Source organism: Nonomuraea roseola, from assembly GCF_039535395.1.
Taxonomy (GTDB): domain Bacteria; phylum Actinomycetota; class Actinomycetes; order Streptosporangiales; family Streptosporangiaceae; genus Nonomuraea; species Nonomuraea roseola.
Genome location: NZ_BAAAXC010000015.1, coordinates 1,935,190 through 1,950,342, shown reverse-complemented (window position 1 = coordinate 1,950,342; position 15,153 = coordinate 1,935,190). Strand labels below are relative to the sequence as shown.

General features: G+C 69.5%; 20 protein-coding genes. 12 read left to right on the top strand and 8 right to left on the bottom strand.

Annotated elements, in window-relative coordinates; translation table 11 throughout:
- Position 1: 1 nt before the first annotated feature.
- The 6 genes from ABFX55_RS32240 to ABFX55_RS32215 all read right to left on the bottom strand — a co-directional run bounded on the left by ABFX55_RS32240 (position 2) and on the right by ABFX55_RS32215 (position 3,960).
- Positions 2-496 carry a helix-turn-helix domain-containing protein gene (locus tag ABFX55_RS32240; protein WP_346126434.1) on the bottom strand — a complete coding sequence of 165 codons (495 nt, stop codon included), beginning with the start codon at positions 494-496 and terminating at the stop codon, positions 2-4.
- 72 nt (positions 497-568) lie between these two features.
- Positions 569-1,474, bottom strand: a complete 906-nt coding sequence (locus tag ABFX55_RS32235; protein ID WP_346126433.1) for a M56 family metallopeptidase — start codon at positions 1,472-1,474, stop codon at positions 569-571.
- Positions 1,471-1,827, bottom strand: a complete 357-nt coding sequence (locus ABFX55_RS32230) for a BlaI/MecI/CopY family transcriptional regulator (RefSeq protein ID WP_312895672.1) — start codon at positions 1,825-1,827, stop codon at positions 1,471-1,473. The genes ABFX55_RS32235 and ABFX55_RS32230 overlap by 4 nt, the downstream gene beginning before the upstream one ends.
- 61 nt (positions 1,828-1,888) lie before the next feature.
- Positions 1,889-2,419 (bottom strand): GNAT family N-acetyltransferase, encoded by a 531-nt coding sequence (locus tag ABFX55_RS32225; RefSeq protein WP_346126432.1) that lies wholly within the window; start codon positions 2,417-2,419, stop codon positions 1,889-1,891.
- Positions 2,420-2,429: 10 nt separating this feature from the next.
- Positions 2,430-3,224, bottom strand: coding sequence for a class I SAM-dependent methyltransferase (locus ABFX55_RS32220; RefSeq protein ID WP_346126431.1), 795 nt, complete (start codon positions 3,222-3,224; stop codon positions 2,430-2,432).
- A complete protein-coding gene (locus ABFX55_RS32215) occupies positions 3,217-3,960 on the bottom strand; it encodes an SDR family oxidoreductase (RefSeq protein WP_346126430.1) in 744 nt (247 codons plus the stop codon). Before ABFX55_RS32215 ends, ABFX55_RS32220 begins: the two co-directional genes overlap by 8 nt.
- 93 nt (positions 3,961-4,053) lie before the next feature.
- Here ABFX55_RS32215 and mshA point away from each other — a divergent pair, with 93 nt between their 5' ends.
- From mshA to ABFX55_RS32185, 6 genes are all read left to right on the top strand, one after another.
- Entirely contained in the window at positions 4,054-5,325 is a 1,272-nt protein-coding gene (gene mshA, locus ABFX55_RS32210) for a D-inositol-3-phosphate glycosyltransferase (RefSeq protein WP_346126429.1), read from the top strand.
- Positions 5,322-5,810, top strand: coding sequence for a type III secretion system chaperone family protein (locus tag ABFX55_RS32205; protein ID WP_346126428.1), 489 nt, complete (start codon positions 5,322-5,324; stop codon positions 5,808-5,810). The genes mshA and ABFX55_RS32205 overlap by 4 nt, the downstream gene beginning before the upstream one ends.
- 99 nt (positions 5,811-5,909) lie before the next feature.
- The gene (locus ABFX55_RS32200; protein ID WP_379478927.1) at positions 5,910-6,641 is read left to right on the top strand and encodes an SAM-dependent methyltransferase; all 732 of its coding nucleotides are present in this window, start codon (positions 5,910-5,912) and stop codon (positions 6,639-6,641) included.
- A 10-nt stretch (positions 6,642-6,651) separates the two neighbouring features.
- Positions 6,652-7,395: a phosphoglyceromutase gene (locus ABFX55_RS32195; protein ID WP_346126426.1), complete on the top strand. Its 744-nt coding sequence runs from the start codon at positions 6,652-6,654 to the stop codon at positions 7,393-7,395.
- 71 nt (positions 7,396-7,466) lie between these two features.
- The gene (locus tag ABFX55_RS32190) at positions 7,467-8,711 is read left to right on the top strand and encodes a sensor histidine kinase (RefSeq protein WP_346126425.1); all 1,245 of its coding nucleotides are present in this window, start codon (positions 7,467-7,469) and stop codon (positions 8,709-8,711) included.
- Positions 8,699-9,340: a response regulator transcription factor gene (locus ABFX55_RS32185; protein ID WP_346126424.1), complete on the top strand. Its 642-nt coding sequence runs from the start codon at positions 8,699-8,701 to the stop codon at positions 9,338-9,340. The genes ABFX55_RS32190 and ABFX55_RS32185 overlap by 13 nt, the downstream gene beginning before the upstream one ends.
- Positions 9,341-9,364: 24 nt before the next feature.
- Here ABFX55_RS32185 and phoU read toward each other — a convergent pair whose 3' ends face one another.
- Positions 9,365-10,009 carry a phosphate signaling complex protein PhoU gene (gene phoU / locus ABFX55_RS32180; RefSeq protein ID WP_183651176.1) on the bottom strand — a complete coding sequence of 215 codons (645 nt, stop codon included), beginning with the start codon at positions 10,007-10,009 and terminating at the stop codon, positions 9,365-9,367.
- Positions 10,010-10,163: 154 nt separating this feature from the next.
- On the opposite strand from phoU, the gene ABFX55_RS32175 reads away from it, so the two are divergent.
- Both ABFX55_RS32175 and ABFX55_RS32170 read left to right on the top strand, forming a co-directional pair.
- A complete protein-coding gene (locus ABFX55_RS32175; protein ID WP_183660240.1) occupies positions 10,164-11,330 on the top strand; it encodes an ATP-binding protein in 1,167 nt (388 codons plus the stop codon).
- 63 nt (positions 11,331-11,393) lie between these two features.
- Positions 11,394-12,086 carry a response regulator gene (locus ABFX55_RS32170; protein ID WP_192779499.1) on the top strand — a complete coding sequence of 231 codons (693 nt, stop codon included), beginning with the start codon at positions 11,394-11,396 and terminating at the stop codon, positions 12,084-12,086.
- A gap of 419 nt (positions 12,087-12,505) precedes the next feature.
- Here ABFX55_RS32170 and ABFX55_RS32165 read toward each other — a convergent pair whose 3' ends face one another.
- Entirely contained in the window at positions 12,506-13,087 is a 582-nt protein-coding gene (locus ABFX55_RS32165) for a copper chaperone PCu(A)C domain-containing protein (protein WP_346126423.1), read from the bottom strand.
- A gap of 240 nt (positions 13,088-13,327) precedes the next feature.
- Between ABFX55_RS32165 and ABFX55_RS32160 the strand changes: the two genes are divergently transcribed.
- The 4 genes from ABFX55_RS32160 (at position 13,328) to ABFX55_RS32145 (ending at position 15,108) form a co-directional block, all read left to right on the top strand.
- Positions 13,328-13,810, top strand: a complete 483-nt coding sequence (locus ABFX55_RS32160) for a CarD family transcriptional regulator (RefSeq protein WP_181615762.1) — start codon at positions 13,328-13,330, stop codon at positions 13,808-13,810.
- 17 nt (positions 13,811-13,827) lie between these two features.
- Positions 13,828-14,316 (top strand): 2-C-methyl-D-erythritol 2,4-cyclodiphosphate synthase, encoded by a 489-nt coding sequence (gene ispF, locus ABFX55_RS32155; RefSeq protein ID WP_183651167.1) that lies wholly within the window; start codon positions 13,828-13,830, stop codon positions 14,314-14,316.
- Positions 14,317-14,475: 159 nt separating this feature from the next.
- A complete protein-coding gene (locus ABFX55_RS32150) occupies positions 14,476-14,745 on the top strand; it encodes a GlsB/YeaQ/YmgE family stress response membrane protein (protein WP_183651164.1) in 270 nt (89 codons plus the stop codon).
- 93 nt (positions 14,746-14,838) lie between these two features.
- Positions 14,839-15,108, top strand: coding sequence for a GlsB/YeaQ/YmgE family stress response membrane protein (locus ABFX55_RS32145; protein WP_346126422.1), 270 nt, complete (start codon positions 14,839-14,841; stop codon positions 15,106-15,108).
- Positions 15,109-15,153: the final 45 nt, after the last annotated feature.

The following is a 15,153-nucleotide window of genomic DNA, read 5'->3' as shown; positions in this document are numbered from 1 at the left end:
GTTAACCTTCCTTGGTTTCCTGGGTGACGATGCCGTTGTTCGAGGTCGCCGCGAAGGGCTCAAGAGCGGCGAGAAATTCCTCTGGCAGCGGCGGCTCGTCGTCCGTGTCGGAGCCGTGCCGGGGATGAGCATTCTGGGAGGTCTGCTCGTCCTCGGCGCGGTTCTCCTTGCGGAACGACTCGTAGATATCGATCAGCACCTGGCGTTGCCGCTCGGTGATGAGGCTGTCGCTCCTGATCGCGGTGATCACGTCGCTCGGCGGCTCGCGATCCTCGATCAGGCCTGCTTGGACATAGAGCGCCTGAGACGAGATGTGCAGACCCTTGGCGATCTGGTTCAGGATCTCGGCGCTCGGCTTGCGCAGGCCGCGCTCGATCTGGCTGAGGTAGGGGTTGGAGACCCCTGCCGCGGCCGCGAGCTGCCGCAGCGAGATCTTCGCCTGCTGCCGCTGCTCGCGGATGTACTCGCCGATCGAGCCGACCTTGGGTAGTGCCATACCCGTAGTCTGCCCCTCCGTGCTTGCAATTGCAAACGGACAGCTAACACCTGCAAGCGGCGAACAGTGAGGTCAGAAGGGCAGCGCCCACAGGAAGGGGGCCGACGTGGTCAACGTCACACTCAGCGCGACCAGTCCGTAGCGCGTCGAGCGCGACAGCTCGGGGCGCGGCTTGATCAGCCTGTCGACTCTCGCCATGACCTGCGACTGCGCGACACCGAGCATGCCGCTCGGGGTCGGTACGGCTCCCGCCGTACCGAAGCGGAGCAGGGCGGTGGCCAGGCGGCGAGGGGAGCAGTAGCGGCGGGCGCGGTCGTCGGCGGCCATCTCGACCAGCAGCTCGACCTGCGCCTGCGCGTCCCTGACGACCTTCGACCACGGCAGCGCCCTGCGCAGCGCCCCGAAGGGCAGCAGCACCAGGTCGTGGCGCTCGCGGACGTGGGCCGACTCGTGGGCGAGGACCGCGGTCAGCTCGTCGTGCGAGAGGAGCGCGAGCGTGCCCGAGCTGACCACGACGTGCGAGCGCAGGCCTGGCACGCAGTAGGCGGCGGCGCCCGGGTGGTCGAGCACCCGCACGCCCGGGATGCCGGGCTCCTCGCGGGCGATCAGCGAGAGCACCAGGCGGTGGCGGCGTCGGGCGCGCAGCGTCTGGACGCCGGCGGTCACCAGGACCGCGACGAGCACGGCCAGCAGGGTCAGGCCAGCGATCATCGCGAGCGCGTGCCAGAGGTCCCAGCTGGCGTCGGGCTTCCTTCCCGTCGCGAAAGCGACCAGCCCGTGGATCACGCCCCTGTCGTACGGCGTGACGGCGTAGGCGAGCAGGGCTCCGATGCTGGCCAGACCCCACGTGACGCCGAGCGACTGCCACAGCGCGATGGCGAGGCGAGGCGCGCGTGAGGTCCAGCGCGCGGTGGTGAAGCGCCAGGCGCCAAGAGCGCACGCCGCGGCGAGCGCTGACAACGCCGCCGCCGTGATCACTCTTCCTCCAGCTCCGACAGGGCTCTGAGCAGGATCTCCGCCTCCGGGCCTGACACAGCCTGAGCGAAGCGGGTCAGGGCGGCCGAGCGGTCGCCCGTCATGTCCAAGGCTTCAAGCATAAGCTCAGCGACATAGTTGTCGCGGCTCTCGGCCGGCTGGTAGCGCCAGGCCCTGCCGTCGCGGGTCCTGTCGAGGAAGCCCTTGCGGGTGAGACGGTCGAGAACGGTCATGACGGTGGTGGGCGCCAGGTCTCTTTCCTCGATGAGCCTGCCGACCTCACGGGCCGTCAACGGGGTGTTCTGCGCCCAGAGGATGTCCATGATGCTGCGTTCGAGCTCGCCAAGACCCTTCACACTCATCAGCGTAGTACTACAGGCTGTCGAGCTGGGATCTGGGAGGCAGATGAGAGCGACATCACGCCCTTTGCTCCAGAAATGTCACCATGGCGACCTCGTCGCGGTCGTCGCCAGGCGCGACCCTGATCGCCAGCGGCTGGCGGCCGATCTCCTGGTAGCCGCACCCCGCGTAGAAGGACTCGAGGCCGAGCCCGCCCCTGCAGGTCAGCTTGAGCGCCTCGAGCCCGAGCCGCAGGCCCGCGTCGGCCACGGCTCGCATGAGGTCCGCGCCGTAGCCCTTGCCCTGGTGCTTGGGGTGCACCATCACGCGCATCACGGTGCGCCAGTGCGCCATCAAGGGGTTGGCGTTGGCGACAAGGACGGCCCAGGCGGCCACCCTTCCTTCGCCGTCCAAGCCGACCAGCAGGCTGTCGGGGCCGTTCTCCCCGCAGCGGGCGAAGGTCACGGTGGCGACCTGCCTGATGTCGTCCGCTGTCACCGGCGGCACCCATCCGACGGCGCCTCCCGCGTTGGTCACATCGACCCAGCAGTCCAGCACGTCGTCGAAAAGGTCCTCGGTCAGCTCGGGGTCCAGGACAAAACGCAACATAGGGGGCAGATTACGAGATCGGCGTTACCGCCGCCCACGGCAGGGTCAGCTCGCCCAGCCGCCAGCGCCCCGTTCCGCCCAGCGGCGCCGTGCGGTACACCGGCCAGCTCTCCACGAGGGTCTCGACGGCCGCCAGCCAGCGCTGCCTCAGGCCGTGCGCTCCATAGGGGGCGGCGAAGGCCCATGCCCTGTCGAAGTCGCGGAGGAAGGCGTGGATCGGCTCGCCAGGCACGTTGCGGTGGATGAGCGTCTTCGGCAGCCGGTCGGCCAGGTCCGAAGGCCGCTCGAAGGCGTTGAACCTGGCCGAGAACGTCAGCGTCCTCGGCCCCGACGCGTCGAGGCAGACCCACACCGCTCTGTGCCCGGTCTCCGAGCAGGTCCCCTCCACCAGGACACCGCCTGGCGCGAGCCTGCCGCGCAGGAGGTCCCAGTAGCCCCACGCCTCGGCCTCGCCGTACTGCCTGAGCACGTTGAAGGCCCTGACGACGGTCGGCGGGCGCGAGACGGGCAGCTCGAAGCCGCCGAGGACGAAGGACAGCCCCTCCCTCTCGTACGGCCTGGCCAGCGCCACCCGCGCGGGGTCGATCTCGATCCCGACGACCTCGGCGTCGGGCGCCACCGCACGCACCCGGGTGAACAGCTCCAGCGTGGTGGTGTGGGACGCGCCGTACCCCAGGTCGACCACGAGGGGCCGCTCGGCCACCCGCAGCAGCCGGCCGTGGACGGCGGTCAGCCACCGGTCGGCCCTGCGCAGCCTGTTGACGCCGGTCGTGCCCCTGGTGACGCTGCCGACCGGTTTAGCCACTGACGCGGTGCACCTTGTGCTGCGCGGCCTGGGCCCGCGGCCTGATGACCATGCGGTCGACGTTGAAGTGCGCGGGCCTGGTGACGCTCCAGGTGATCGCGTCGGCCACGTCGTCGGCCGTCAGCGGTCCCGGCACACCCTCGTAGATGCGCGAGGCCGCGTCGGCGTCGCCGCGGAAGCGGGTGAGCGCGAACTCCTCGGTGTGCACCATCCCGGGCGCGATCTCGATGATCCGCACCGGCTGGCCGACCAGCTCCAGCCTGAGCGTCTCGACCATCGAGGTCTGCGCGTGCTTGGCCGCGCAGTAGCCGCCGCCTCCCTCGTAGGAGACGAGGCCGGCGACCGAGGTCAGCATCAGCAGCACGCCGTCGCCCGAGGCGACCAGCTTGGGCAGCAGTGCCTGTGTCACGCGGAGCGAGCCGAGCACGTTGGTGTCGTACATCCGCTGCCAGTCCTCGACGCGGCCCTCGGCCACGGACTCCAGCCCGATCGCGCCTCCGGCGTTGTTGACCAGCACGTCGCAGCGGGACAGGGAGGCGGCCAGCTCGTCCACCGACTCCTGGGAGGTGACGTCGAGCGTCACGGGCGTGATGCCGTCCACCTCTGCGGCCAGCTTGTCGAGCCTGTCCCTGCGCCTGGCCCCCGCCACGACCTCGTAGCCCTCGGCGGCCAGCCGCCGCGCGGTGGCCTCTCCGATCCCGCTGCTCGCGCCTGTCACCACTGCCGTCTTCTTCATGGCCCCCATCCTGCCAGGGCACGAAACGCTGATCTTTCCGTGGGAATGTCGGAAAGTTCTGGCTAGTTATAACCCTCTTGGAGGTGATGTCTGGTGAGGCGACGCGTCAACAGGGTCGCGACGGTGAGCATGCACACGTCTCCGCTGGACCAGCCGGGCACCGGCGACGCCGGCGGTATGAACGTGTACATCGTGGAAACCGCCAAACGGTTGGCCCAACTCGGCGTCGAAGTGGAGATCTTCACCAGGCAGACGGCCCGCGACCTGCCCCCCGTGGCGGAGCTGGCCCCCGGCGTGCTGGTCAGGCACATCACCGCCGGCCCCTACGAGGAGCTCGACCGCCGCGAGCTGCCGGGGCAGCTGTGCGCGTTCCTCTCCGGCGTGCTGCGCACCGAGGCGATGTACGAGCCCGGCCACTACGACCTCATCCACTCTCACTACTGGCTCTCCGGCCAGGTCGGCTGGCTGGCCAAGGAGCGCTGGGGCGTGCCGCTCGTGCACACGATGCACACCATGGCCAAGGTCAAGAACCTGCTGCTGGCCGAGGACGACAAGCCGGAGCCCCAGGCGCGGGTGCTCGGCGAGGAGCAGGTCGTGGAGATCGCCGACCGCCTCGTGGCCAACACCGAGGCAGAGGCCGGCGAGCTCGTCGACCTGTACGGCGCGCCCGCCGACCAGGTGGCCGTGGTCAACCCCGGGGTCAACCTCACCGTCTTCCAGCCCGCCTCGCAGGGCGCCGCCCGCCACAGGCTCGGCCTGCCGCAGGAGGCCCACGTGCTGCTGTTCGTGGGCAGGATCCAGCCGCTCAAGGCCCCCGACGTGCTCCTGCGCGCCGCCGCCAGGATGCTGATCGAGGATCCCTCGCTGCGCGGCCGTCTCGTGGTCGCCGCCGTCGGCGGTCCCTCGGGCAACGGCCTCGCCCGGCCCTCGATCCTCACCGAGATGGCCGCCGAGCTCGGCATCTCCGACGTCGTACGGCTGGTGCCCCCCGCTCCGCAGCACGAGCTCGCCGACTGGTACCGCGCGGCCGACGTGACGGTCGTGCCGTCCTACAGCGAGTCCTTCGGCCTGGTCGCGCTCGAGTCGCAGGCGTGCGGCACCCCCGTGGCCGCGGCCTCGGTGGGCGGGCTGCGCACCGCCGTGAACGACGGCGTCTCGGGGGTGCTCGTGGACGGCCACGACCCCGACACGTGGGCGCGGGTCCTGCGCAGGTTCGTCACCGAGCCGCGGTGGCGCGACGAGCTGTCCGAGGGCGCGCGGGCGCACGCCAACGCGTTCGGCTGGTCGGCCACGGCCGCCAGGCTGATGGACGTCTACGGCGGCGCCGTGTCACATCTGCGTGACATGTCTAGGCTTGCCGTATGAGGGATGTGCTGGAAGCCGCGCTCAAGTCCGCCGAGGTCTCCTTCGAGGAGACGCGTCCTGGCGCGTTCCTTGTGAAACTGCCGGGCCAGCACAAGCTGGCCACGATGACCTGGCTCATCGTCGGCGACCAGGCGCTGCACGTGGAGGCGTTCTTCTGCCGCCAGCCCGACGAGAACCACGCCGAGTTCTACAAGTGGCTGCTGGGCAAGAACGGCGGCATGTACGGCGTGCACTTCGCCGTCGACCCCGTCGGCGACGTCTATCTCGTCGGCAGGGTCCCGCTCGCGGCGATCAGCGAGGAGGAGCTCGACAGGCTGCTCGGCTGCGTGCTCACCTACGCGGACGAGTGGTTCGACAGGGCGCTGGAGCTCGGCTTCGCCTCCTCGATCAGGCGCGAGTGGGAGTGGCGGGCCAAGCGAGGGGAGTCGCTGGCCAACCTGCGGGCCTTCGCCCGCTTCGCCGACCCGGACCGGTCGCCCTCGTAGCCCGACGACTCTGATGCCGAATCAGATGATCGGTATGCCTTCGTTGGCGTACGATCGCGATTCGTGAGCTTTGATCCCAGTATTCCTAATGTCGCGCGAATGTATGACTATTACCTCGGCGGCAAGGACAACTTCCCCGCCGATCGCGCGGCGGCGGAGAAGGTGCTGGAGATCGTTCCGCAGGTCCCCTTCATGGTGAGGGAGAACCGCGCCTTTCTAGGGCGCGCGGTCCGTTTTCTCCGGGCACAGGGCATCACCCAGTTTCTCGACATCGGCACCGGCCTGCCGACGCAGGAGAACGTGCACCAGCTGGCGGGCGAGGAGGCGAAGGTCGTCTATGTCGACAACGACCCCCAGGTTCTCGCGCACGCCCGCGCCCTGCTCCAGGACCGCCCCCATGTCCGGATCATCGACGGCGACCTACGCGAGCCCGAGCGCCTGCTCGCCGACGCCGGCGAGCACCTCGACCTCTCCAGGCCGGTCGCCGTCCTGATGGTGGCGATCGTCCACTTCATCCAGGACGACCCCAGGCCCATCATGGCGACGCTCACCTCCGCTATGGCGCCCGGCAGCTTCATGGCGCTCTCCCACGCCTGCAAGGACATCAGGCCCGAGATCGCGCCCGGCGTCGAGCGCGTCTACCAGGAGGCGTCCGCGCCGTTCACCGCACGCGGCTCCGCGGAGATCATCGCCCTGTTCGACGGGCTCGACCTGGTGGAGCCGGGGATGGTCAACCTGCCCGAGTGGCGCCCCGAGGACCCCGACCACGTCCCGTTCAGGGATTCGCCCCCGTATTTCCTGTGTGGTGTGGCACGCAAGCCCGCTCGCTAGGCTTGTCCGCATGGCGACTTTGGTGCTCGTACGGCACGGCGAGAGCGAATGGAATGTCAAGGGCCTGTTCACCGGCTGGGTGGACGCCCCCCTGTCACCCAAGGGTGAGGAGGAGGCCCGCAGGGGTGGCGAACTGCTGGTCGAGGCCGGCATCAGGCCCGACGTGGTCCACACCAGCCTGCTGACCCGCGCGATCCGCACCGCCAACCTGGCGCTCGACGCGGCCGACCTGGCCTGGCTGCCGGTCGTCCGCTCGTGGCGGCTGAACGAGCGCCACTACGGCGCGCTGCAGGGCAAGAACAAGGCCCAGACGCGCGAGGAGTTCGGCGAGGAGCAGTTCATGCTCTGGCGCCGCTCCTACGACGTGCCGCCGCCGCCCCTCGACGACGACGACGAGTACTCCCAGGCGGGCGACGCCCGCTACGCGACGCTGCCGTCGGAGCTGATGCCGAGGACCGAGTGCCTCAAGGACGTCGTCGACCGCATGCTGCCCTACTGGTACGACTCGATCGTGCCCGACCTGGTCGCGGGCCGCACGGTGCTGGTCGTCGCGCACGGCAACTCGCTGCGCGCCCTGGTCAAGCACCTCGACGGCATCTCCGACGACGACATCGCGGGGCTGAACATCCCCACGGGCATCCCGCTGCGCTACGAGCTCGACGCCGACTTCCACCCGCTCGTGCGCGGCGGCGAGTACCTCGACCCCGCGGCGGCGAAGGCGGCCATCGAGGCCGTCGCCAACCAGGGCCGCTGACGGGCCGTACGGCCGGAAGGTGGAGTCTGCTGTAGTGCGAGCTGTTCGCGCGTTACAGCAGACTGGACGGCATGCGTGAACGTTGGGACCAAGTGTGGCGCGGTAGCCGATATCTCCTGATCGGCCTGCCGACGGCGCTCGCGGCGATTCTCGTCGTGCCATTCCTCGCGGTCGGCGCGCTCTCCACCGGGCTGGGCGGCGTCGGGCTCGTGGTGTTCCCCCGGATGGTGGCGGGCCTGCGGCTGTGGGCCGAGTGGCACCGCCGCAGGGCCGCCGAGCTGCTCGGCGTCACCATCACCCCTCGGTCCGCGACCCTGGCCAAGGGCGTTGGCGCGCAGTGGCGTCAGCTGCTCGACGACAGAGGGAACAGGCGCGACCTGCGCTGGGTCCTTCAGCACATAGTGATCGGCCTCGCCGCGGGGCTGGGCGCGCTCTTCTGCGTCGGCCTTTCGGTGGGCGGCCTCGTCGCGGCCACGGCGTGGTGGATCTTCCCCGTGGACGAACCGATGACGGTTCTGCTGGCGGTCCCCGTGACGGGATGGGGCAGCGCGCTCGGTCTGGGCGCCGTGCAGATCGTGCTCGGCGGGGCGCTCACCGCGTGGGCGATGCCGCGCCTGGCGCGGTGGGAGGCCCGCGTGTGCCTGGCCGCGCTGGAGCCCTCGGCCGAGGAGCAGCTGGCCGAACGGGTCGGCGAGCTGACCGAGAGCCGCGCGGGCGTGCTCGACGCCCACGGCGCCGAACTGCGCCGCATCGAACGCGACCTGCACGACGGCACCCAGGCCAGGCTCGTGGCCATCGCGATGCGGCTGGGCGTGGCGAGGGAGGCGCTTCCTCCCGACGAGTCGGGCACGCTCGCCAGACTGCTGCAGGAGGCGCACGAGGGGACGGAGGAGGCCATGACCGAGCTGCGCGACGTGATCCGCACGATGTACCCGCCGATCCTGGCCGACAGGGGGCTGGAGGGCGCTCTGGCCTCGCTGGCCGCGGGCTCGGCCGTACCCGCCGAGCTGGACCTGGGCGAGCTCGGCAGGCTGCCGGCCGCCGTCGAGGCGGCCGCCTACTTCATCGTGGCCGAGACGCTCACCAACGCCGCCAAGCACAGCGGGGCCACCCGCGTCGCGGTGCGGATGAGCAGGCACGACGGCAGGCTGCTCGTCGAGGTCACCGACGACGGCATCGGCGGCGCCGACGAGAGCCGCGGCACGGGCCTGGTCGGCATCCGGCGCAGGGTCGCCGCGCTCGACGGCACCGTGCTCGTCTCCAGTCCGCCCGGCGGGCCCACCGCGATCAACGTGGAGCTGCCGTGCGCGTCGTGATCGCCGAGGACAACGTCCTGCTCTCGGCAGGGCTCGAACTGCTGCTCGGCACCAAGGGCATCGACGTGGCCGCCATCGTCACCGACGCGCAGGGGCTCATGGAGGCCGTGGAGCAGCACAGACCCGACGCCGTGATCGCCGACGTCCGACTGCCGCCGACCTTCCGCGACGAGGGCATCAGGGCGGCGCTGGCGATCAGGCAGGCGCACAGGGGCATGCCGGTGCTGGTCCTGTCGCAGTACGTCGAGAAGGTGTACGCGCGCGAACTGCTCTCCGACGGCTCGGGCGGCGTCGGTTACCTGCTCAAGGACAGGGTGAGCAGGGTCGGCGAGTTCGTCGACGACCTGCGCAGGGTCGCCGACGGAGGGACCGTCATGGACCCCGAGGTCATCGCGCAGCTCATGGCCGGGGGGAACGCCGTCGACGCGCTCACCAACCGCGAGCGCGAGGTGCTCGCTCTGATGGCCCAGGGCCTCGGCAACACCGAGATCGGCAAGCGGCTCTTCGTCACCGACAACGCCGTGCACAAGCACGTCGGCAACATCTTCTCCAAGCTCGGCCTGCCGCCCTCCGACGGCGGCCACCGCAGGGTCCTCGCCGTGCTGACCTTCCTCAACAGCGCACGGTGAGCCGGCGACGGCCGCCGGACGGCCTCAGGACGGGCGGGATCCGGTGACCAGGTAGACGACGTCGCGCGCCACCCTGACCGCGTGGTCGGCGTAGCGCTCGTAGTAGCGGCCGATCAGCGTGATGTCGATCGCCGGCTCCACGCCGTGCTTCCAGTCCTTGTGCAGGATCTCCTTGAACAGCCGCCTGTGCAGCCTGTCCATCGCGTCGTCGTCATGCTCGAGCTCCATCGCCGCCTCCACGTCGCGGCTGGCAACGCAGGAGCCCGCCTTCGTGATGAGGCTCTCGGCGATCTGGCCCATCTGCACGATCGTGGAGCGGATCTCCGGCGGGATCGCCGAGTCGGGGTGGCGCAGCCTGGCCACCTTGGCCACGTGCTCGGCCAGGTCGCCCATGCGCTCCAGGTCGGTGCCCATGCGCAGCGCGGTGATGACCATGCGCAGGTCGATGGCGACGGGCTGCTGCCTGGCCATCAGTTCGTAGATGGAGGCCTCGATGTCCGCGAAGATCCGGTCGATCTCCTCGTCGTGCGAGATGACGCTCTCGGCCAGCGGCAGGTCGGCGTCGAGGAGGGCGGTGGTGGCCCTCGAGATGGCCGAGCGGACAAGCCTGGTCATTTCCACCAGCTTGTCAGTCAGCGAATCGAGTTCTTCGTGGTAGGCGTCACGCATGCCGTCACCGTACGTGTCACGCGATGAACGAACCCCGACCGAGAGATGAACTTTCCGGGAAAGGCCCCGTTCATGCCCTGGTGAGGGGTCTGTAAGCCCGAAAAGGCCGCCTACCATCGAGTCGTAGGACTCAGGAAGGATGCGCATGGGTGAGATGGCCATGAGCTTTGCGGCTTTGGCCGGATTCGTCGTCGGGGCTGTCGCTGTCCTGTTCTACCGGAACCAGATCGAGATTCCGGGCAAGGCCGACGCAGCAGATGACGCGGAGACCGGCGCCCTTCCGCAGGGCGTAGCCTCCGTTCTGGCCGTACTGCCCTCCTCCGCGGTGGTGCTGGACGCTCACGACCGCGTCCTGCGCGCCAGCTCGGCCGCGAGGGCCTTCGGTTTAGTGAAGGGTGACCGGATGATGGCCGCCGAGCTCCTCGCGCTGGCCAGGCAGGTACGGCGCGACGGTGAGATCCGCGAGAGCGAGATCGACGTCGCGGGACACAAGTTCGGCCAGGAGGTCACGAACTTCGCGGTGCGCGTGGCGCCCCTCGGCTCCCACGGCCAGGTGCTCGTGCTCGCGGAGGACCAGACCGAGCGGCGCAGGGTCGAGGCCGTCCGCCGCGACTTCGTCGCCAACGTCAGCCACGAGCTCAAGACCCCGGTGGGCGCGCTCAGCCTGCTCGCCGAGACGATCCAGGACGCGGCCGACGACCCCGAGGCGGTCACCCGCTTCGCGGGCAGGATGCAGCACGAGGCGGCGAGGCTCACCTACCTGGTGCAGGACCTCATCACGCTGTCGAGGATCCAGGGCGCCGAGCCCATCCCGACGCCGGGACAGGTCCCGATCGACGAGGCGGTCCACGACGCGATCGACCACTGCAACACCAAGGCCCTCGCCAAGGACATCACGCTGGTGGCGGGCGGCACCGAGGGGCTGCGCATCTGGGGCGACGACGAACTGCTCGTCACCGCGCTGCGCAACCTCATCGACAACGCCATCGCCTACAGCCCGGAGCACACCAGGGTCGTGGTCAGCGCCAGGCCCGCGGGCGACTCGGTCGAGATCAGCGTGAGCGACCAGGGCATCGGCATCCCCGAGGAGTCGCTGGAGCGCATCTTCGAGAGGTTCTTCAGGGTCGACGCGGCCAGGTCCCGCGCGACCGGTGGCACCGGCCTCGGCCTCGCCATCGTCAAGCACGTCGCCGTGGCGCACGCGGGCGAGGTGAGCGTGTGGAGCAAGGAGGGTTCGGGCTCCACCTTCACGCTGCGCCTGCCGGCGTTCGGCGGCTCCGCCGTACCCGTCCAACGCTCCCTGGAGGCCGCCAATGGCTGAGCGGCGCGAAGCCAACACCAACCAGCTCACGCTTCGGGTCGCGAACCCGACTAAGGAGGGATTGTGACCCGCGTTCTCGTCGTGGAGGACGAGGAGTCGTTCTCCGACGCCCTGTCCTACATGTTGCGCAAGGAGGGGTTCGAGGTCTCGGTCGCGACGACCGGACCCGAGGCGCTCGACACCTTCGACCGCAACGGCGCCGACCTGGTGCTGCTCGACCTGATGTTGCCGGGGCTGCCCGGCACCGAGGTCTGCCGCTCGCTGCGGCAGCGCTCCAAGGTGCCCGTCATCATGCTGACCGCCAAGGACAGCGAGATCGACAAGGTGGTCGGCCTCGAGCTGGGCGCCGACGACTACGTCACCAAGCCGTTCTCCTCCAGGGAGCTCGTCGCCCGCATCCGCGCGGTGCTGCGGCGGCAGGGGGACACGGTGGAGGAGCTGGAGTCGGCGGTGCTGGCGGCCGGGCCCGTCAGGATGGACGTGGACAGGCACATCGTGGCCGTGCGCGGTGAGCAGGTGCAGCTGCCGTTGAAGGAGTTCGAGCTCCTCGAGGTGCTGCTGCGCAACGCGGGCAGGGTGCTGACCCGTGGCCAGCTCATCGACAGGGTCTGGGGCGCCGACTACGTGGGCGACACCAAGACGCTCGACGTGCACGTCAAGCGGCTGCGCGCCAAGGTCGAGGCCGATCCTTCCAACCCCCGCTGCATCCTGACCGTGCGTGGCCTGGGCTACAAGTTCGACCCCGTCGAGGACTGACGCCACACCGAAAACCCCGCCTGCCGTACGGCAGGCGGGGTTTCGCTGTTCCAGGGGCCTGAGGGGCCTGAGGGGCCTGAGGGGGCCCTCTCACGTCTCGCCGTGACGGCGGGGACCGGAGTCCCGCCCGGGGCCCGCCCGCGCCGGACGGGCACCCTGCGGGGACGGAGGCGCCGATCGGGCGTGCCGTACGGGAAGGGCACGGAAAGCCCCCTGCCGTACGAGGAGGGGCACGGAGAGTCCCCCGTCGTGCGGGAAGGGCGTGGAGAGCGCCCTCTGCCGTGCGGGGAGGGCGCGGACGGCGCCCTCGTCGTGCGGAGAGGCGCGGACGGCGCCCCCTGTCGTGAGGGGAGGGCGCGGACGGCGCCCTCTGTCGTGTGGAGAGGCGCGGAGAGCGCCCCTCCGAACGGAAAGCGGCGTCAGTGACCCGACTCGGCGGCGGTCGTCGCGGACGGCGTCGGCGTGGGCGGAGCGGGGGTGGCGCCGGGAGCCATGGGATAGGCCATGTACTCACGGCTGCGGGTGATCACGGGCACCGTGACGGGCACCACGCCCGCGTTGGCGAACTGCAGGTCGAGCTTGACGCTCTCGCCGCCGCTCAGCGGCTTGGTGAGGCCCTCGATCATGATCTGGGGCGTGGGCTTGCCGGTGTTCACGCCCTGGTTGCTCGGCAGCGCGATCGGGGCGGCGAGCTTCACGTTGCCGAGCCCCTCGGCGACGACGCCCACGAGCTGGTCGGCCGCGCCGTTGGTGTTGACGAAGTGGAGGTAGACGGGGGCGGAGCCGCCCTGAGCGAGCTTGGCGCCCGAGTCGGGGCCGAGCACGAACGCCTGGGGGATCTTGATGCCGCGCGTGCCGTAGGAGCCGTCCTGGATGAGTGCGGCGGCCTCGTTCGGGGCATAGGGCTTGTTGGTGTTGGCGTCGAATCCGGCGGCGCAGCCGGCCAGTACCGGTGCGGCAAGGAACGCAGCGGCGGCGATAATCCAGCGACGGCTGGTCACGGGCGGGTTCTCCTTATGGCACGCGTGCGAGTTGGGGCAGCGCCTACCTTATCCATCCGCCTTCATGGTCATATCCGCGCCCCCGCAGGTCATTCGGTATGTCAGACTCTGTGATTCACAGAGTTGAACGGTTGTCAAGTGGTAATATGCGCCTTTGACCTGCAGTTATGGTGATTTCACTGTTCCGGGAGGCTGTGAACGCGTGGTACCCTGGAGTACAGCGGAAGGGGTACTTGTCACATGACTTTCCAGGTCGGCGACACTGTCGTCTACCCCCACCACGGGGCTGCACGGATCGAAGAAATCACGACCCGGACCATCAAGGGTGTGGAAAAGACCTACCTGGTTCTCAAGGTCGACAAGGGCGACCTTACCGTCCAGGTGCCTGCGGAGAACGCGGAACTTGTTGGTGTGCGCGATGTCGTTGGCCAGGAAGGCCTTGAGCGCGTTTTCGACGTTCTGCGCATGCCCCACACCGAGGAGCCGACCAACTGGTCGCGGCGTTACAAGGCAAATCTTGAAAAGCTCGCGTCGGGTGATGTCAACAAGGTCGCCGAAGTCGTTCGGGACCTCTGGCGTCGTGACCGCGAGCGCGGCCTGTCGGCGGGCGAGAAGCGCATGCTCGCCAAGGCCCGTCAGATACTGGTGAGCGAGCTGGCTCTCGCGGAGAAGACCAACGAGGACAAGGCCGAGGCCCTGCTCGACGAGGTTCTCAACTCCTGAACACGAATCTGCCACGGGTGGGCGTCGGAGTCGACGTCCACCCGTTCGCGTCTGGCCGTGAGCTCCATCTGGCCGGCCTCCACTGGCCGGGCGAGACAGGGCTCGAGGGCCACTCCGACGGCGACGCCGCCGCTCATGCCGCCTGTGACGCGCTGCTGTCCGCAGCGGGCCTCGGCGACCTGGGCGGCCTGTTCGGCACGTCCGATCCACGATGGGCAGGCGCCACCGGCGTCGCGCTGCTGGAGGAGAGCGCCCGCGTGGTGCGCGCCGCCGGCTTCGAGATCGGCAACGTGGCCATCCAGGTGGTCGGCAACAGGCCCAAGCTGGCGCCGCGCCGTACCGAGGCGGAGAAGGCGCTGAGTGCTGCCGTGGGCGCGTCCGTGAGCGTCAGCGCCACCACCACCGACGGGCTCGGCCTGACCGGGCGGGGCGAGGGCATCGCGGCGTTCGCGACCGCGCTCGTCGTCGCCAGGACAACCGATACGGGCTCTGGCGCGTCTTTCTAGCGAGGGGTAGTCCCGGCGGGTGGTGCCTAGCCCGCCATGCCACCGAGGGCGACGGTCCGTCACTGGCGCGGTACGGACCGTCGCCTTTGGCGTGCGTAAGCTGCGACGATGTCGGGTATGTCCAGTTCTGACATGTCATCGTCACGGGGGGAGACTGACATGATCGGTGCGATCATTTCCGCGATCGTCTTCGGCATCATCATCGGCGCGATCGCGAGGCTCATCGTGCCCGGCAAGCAGGACATGTCGATCGCCATGACCTGGGTGGTGGGCGTCGTAGGCGCGCTCCTCGGCACCTTCGTGGCCTACCTGCTCGGAGTGAGCGAGACGCGGGGCATCAACTGGATCCAGCACGGCCTGCAGATCCTCTTCGCGGTCATAGGAGTGTTCATCCTCGCGCGGGCCCAGATGAGCAGGGGTACACGCTGACCTGCGTCTTCGGCATGGACGCGATAATCGCGGTGTAGAGGGGTAATCCACTCCCGTGAGAAGTGAAGATCTCACTCTCACGGGGAGGTTCTCATGACAATCGCATCCATCCTCGGCGCCATCGTCATCGGTGCCGTCATCGGCGCGATCGGTCGTCTTCTGCTTCCCGGCAGGCAGGCCATCGGCTGGATCCTGACCATCGTGGTCGGCATCGTGGCGGCACTGATCGGCACCGCTCTCGCCCAGGTCCTGGGCGTACAGACGACCCCTGGCATCGACTGGATCGAACTGGTGATGCAGGTCGTCCTGGCCATTGTCGGCGTGGGCATTGTGGCGGGTCTCCGTCGCGGCACGAGCGTTTAGGCGGCAGGAGGCTCCTCTCAGCCTCGCCGAACCTCGGGGTGTGAG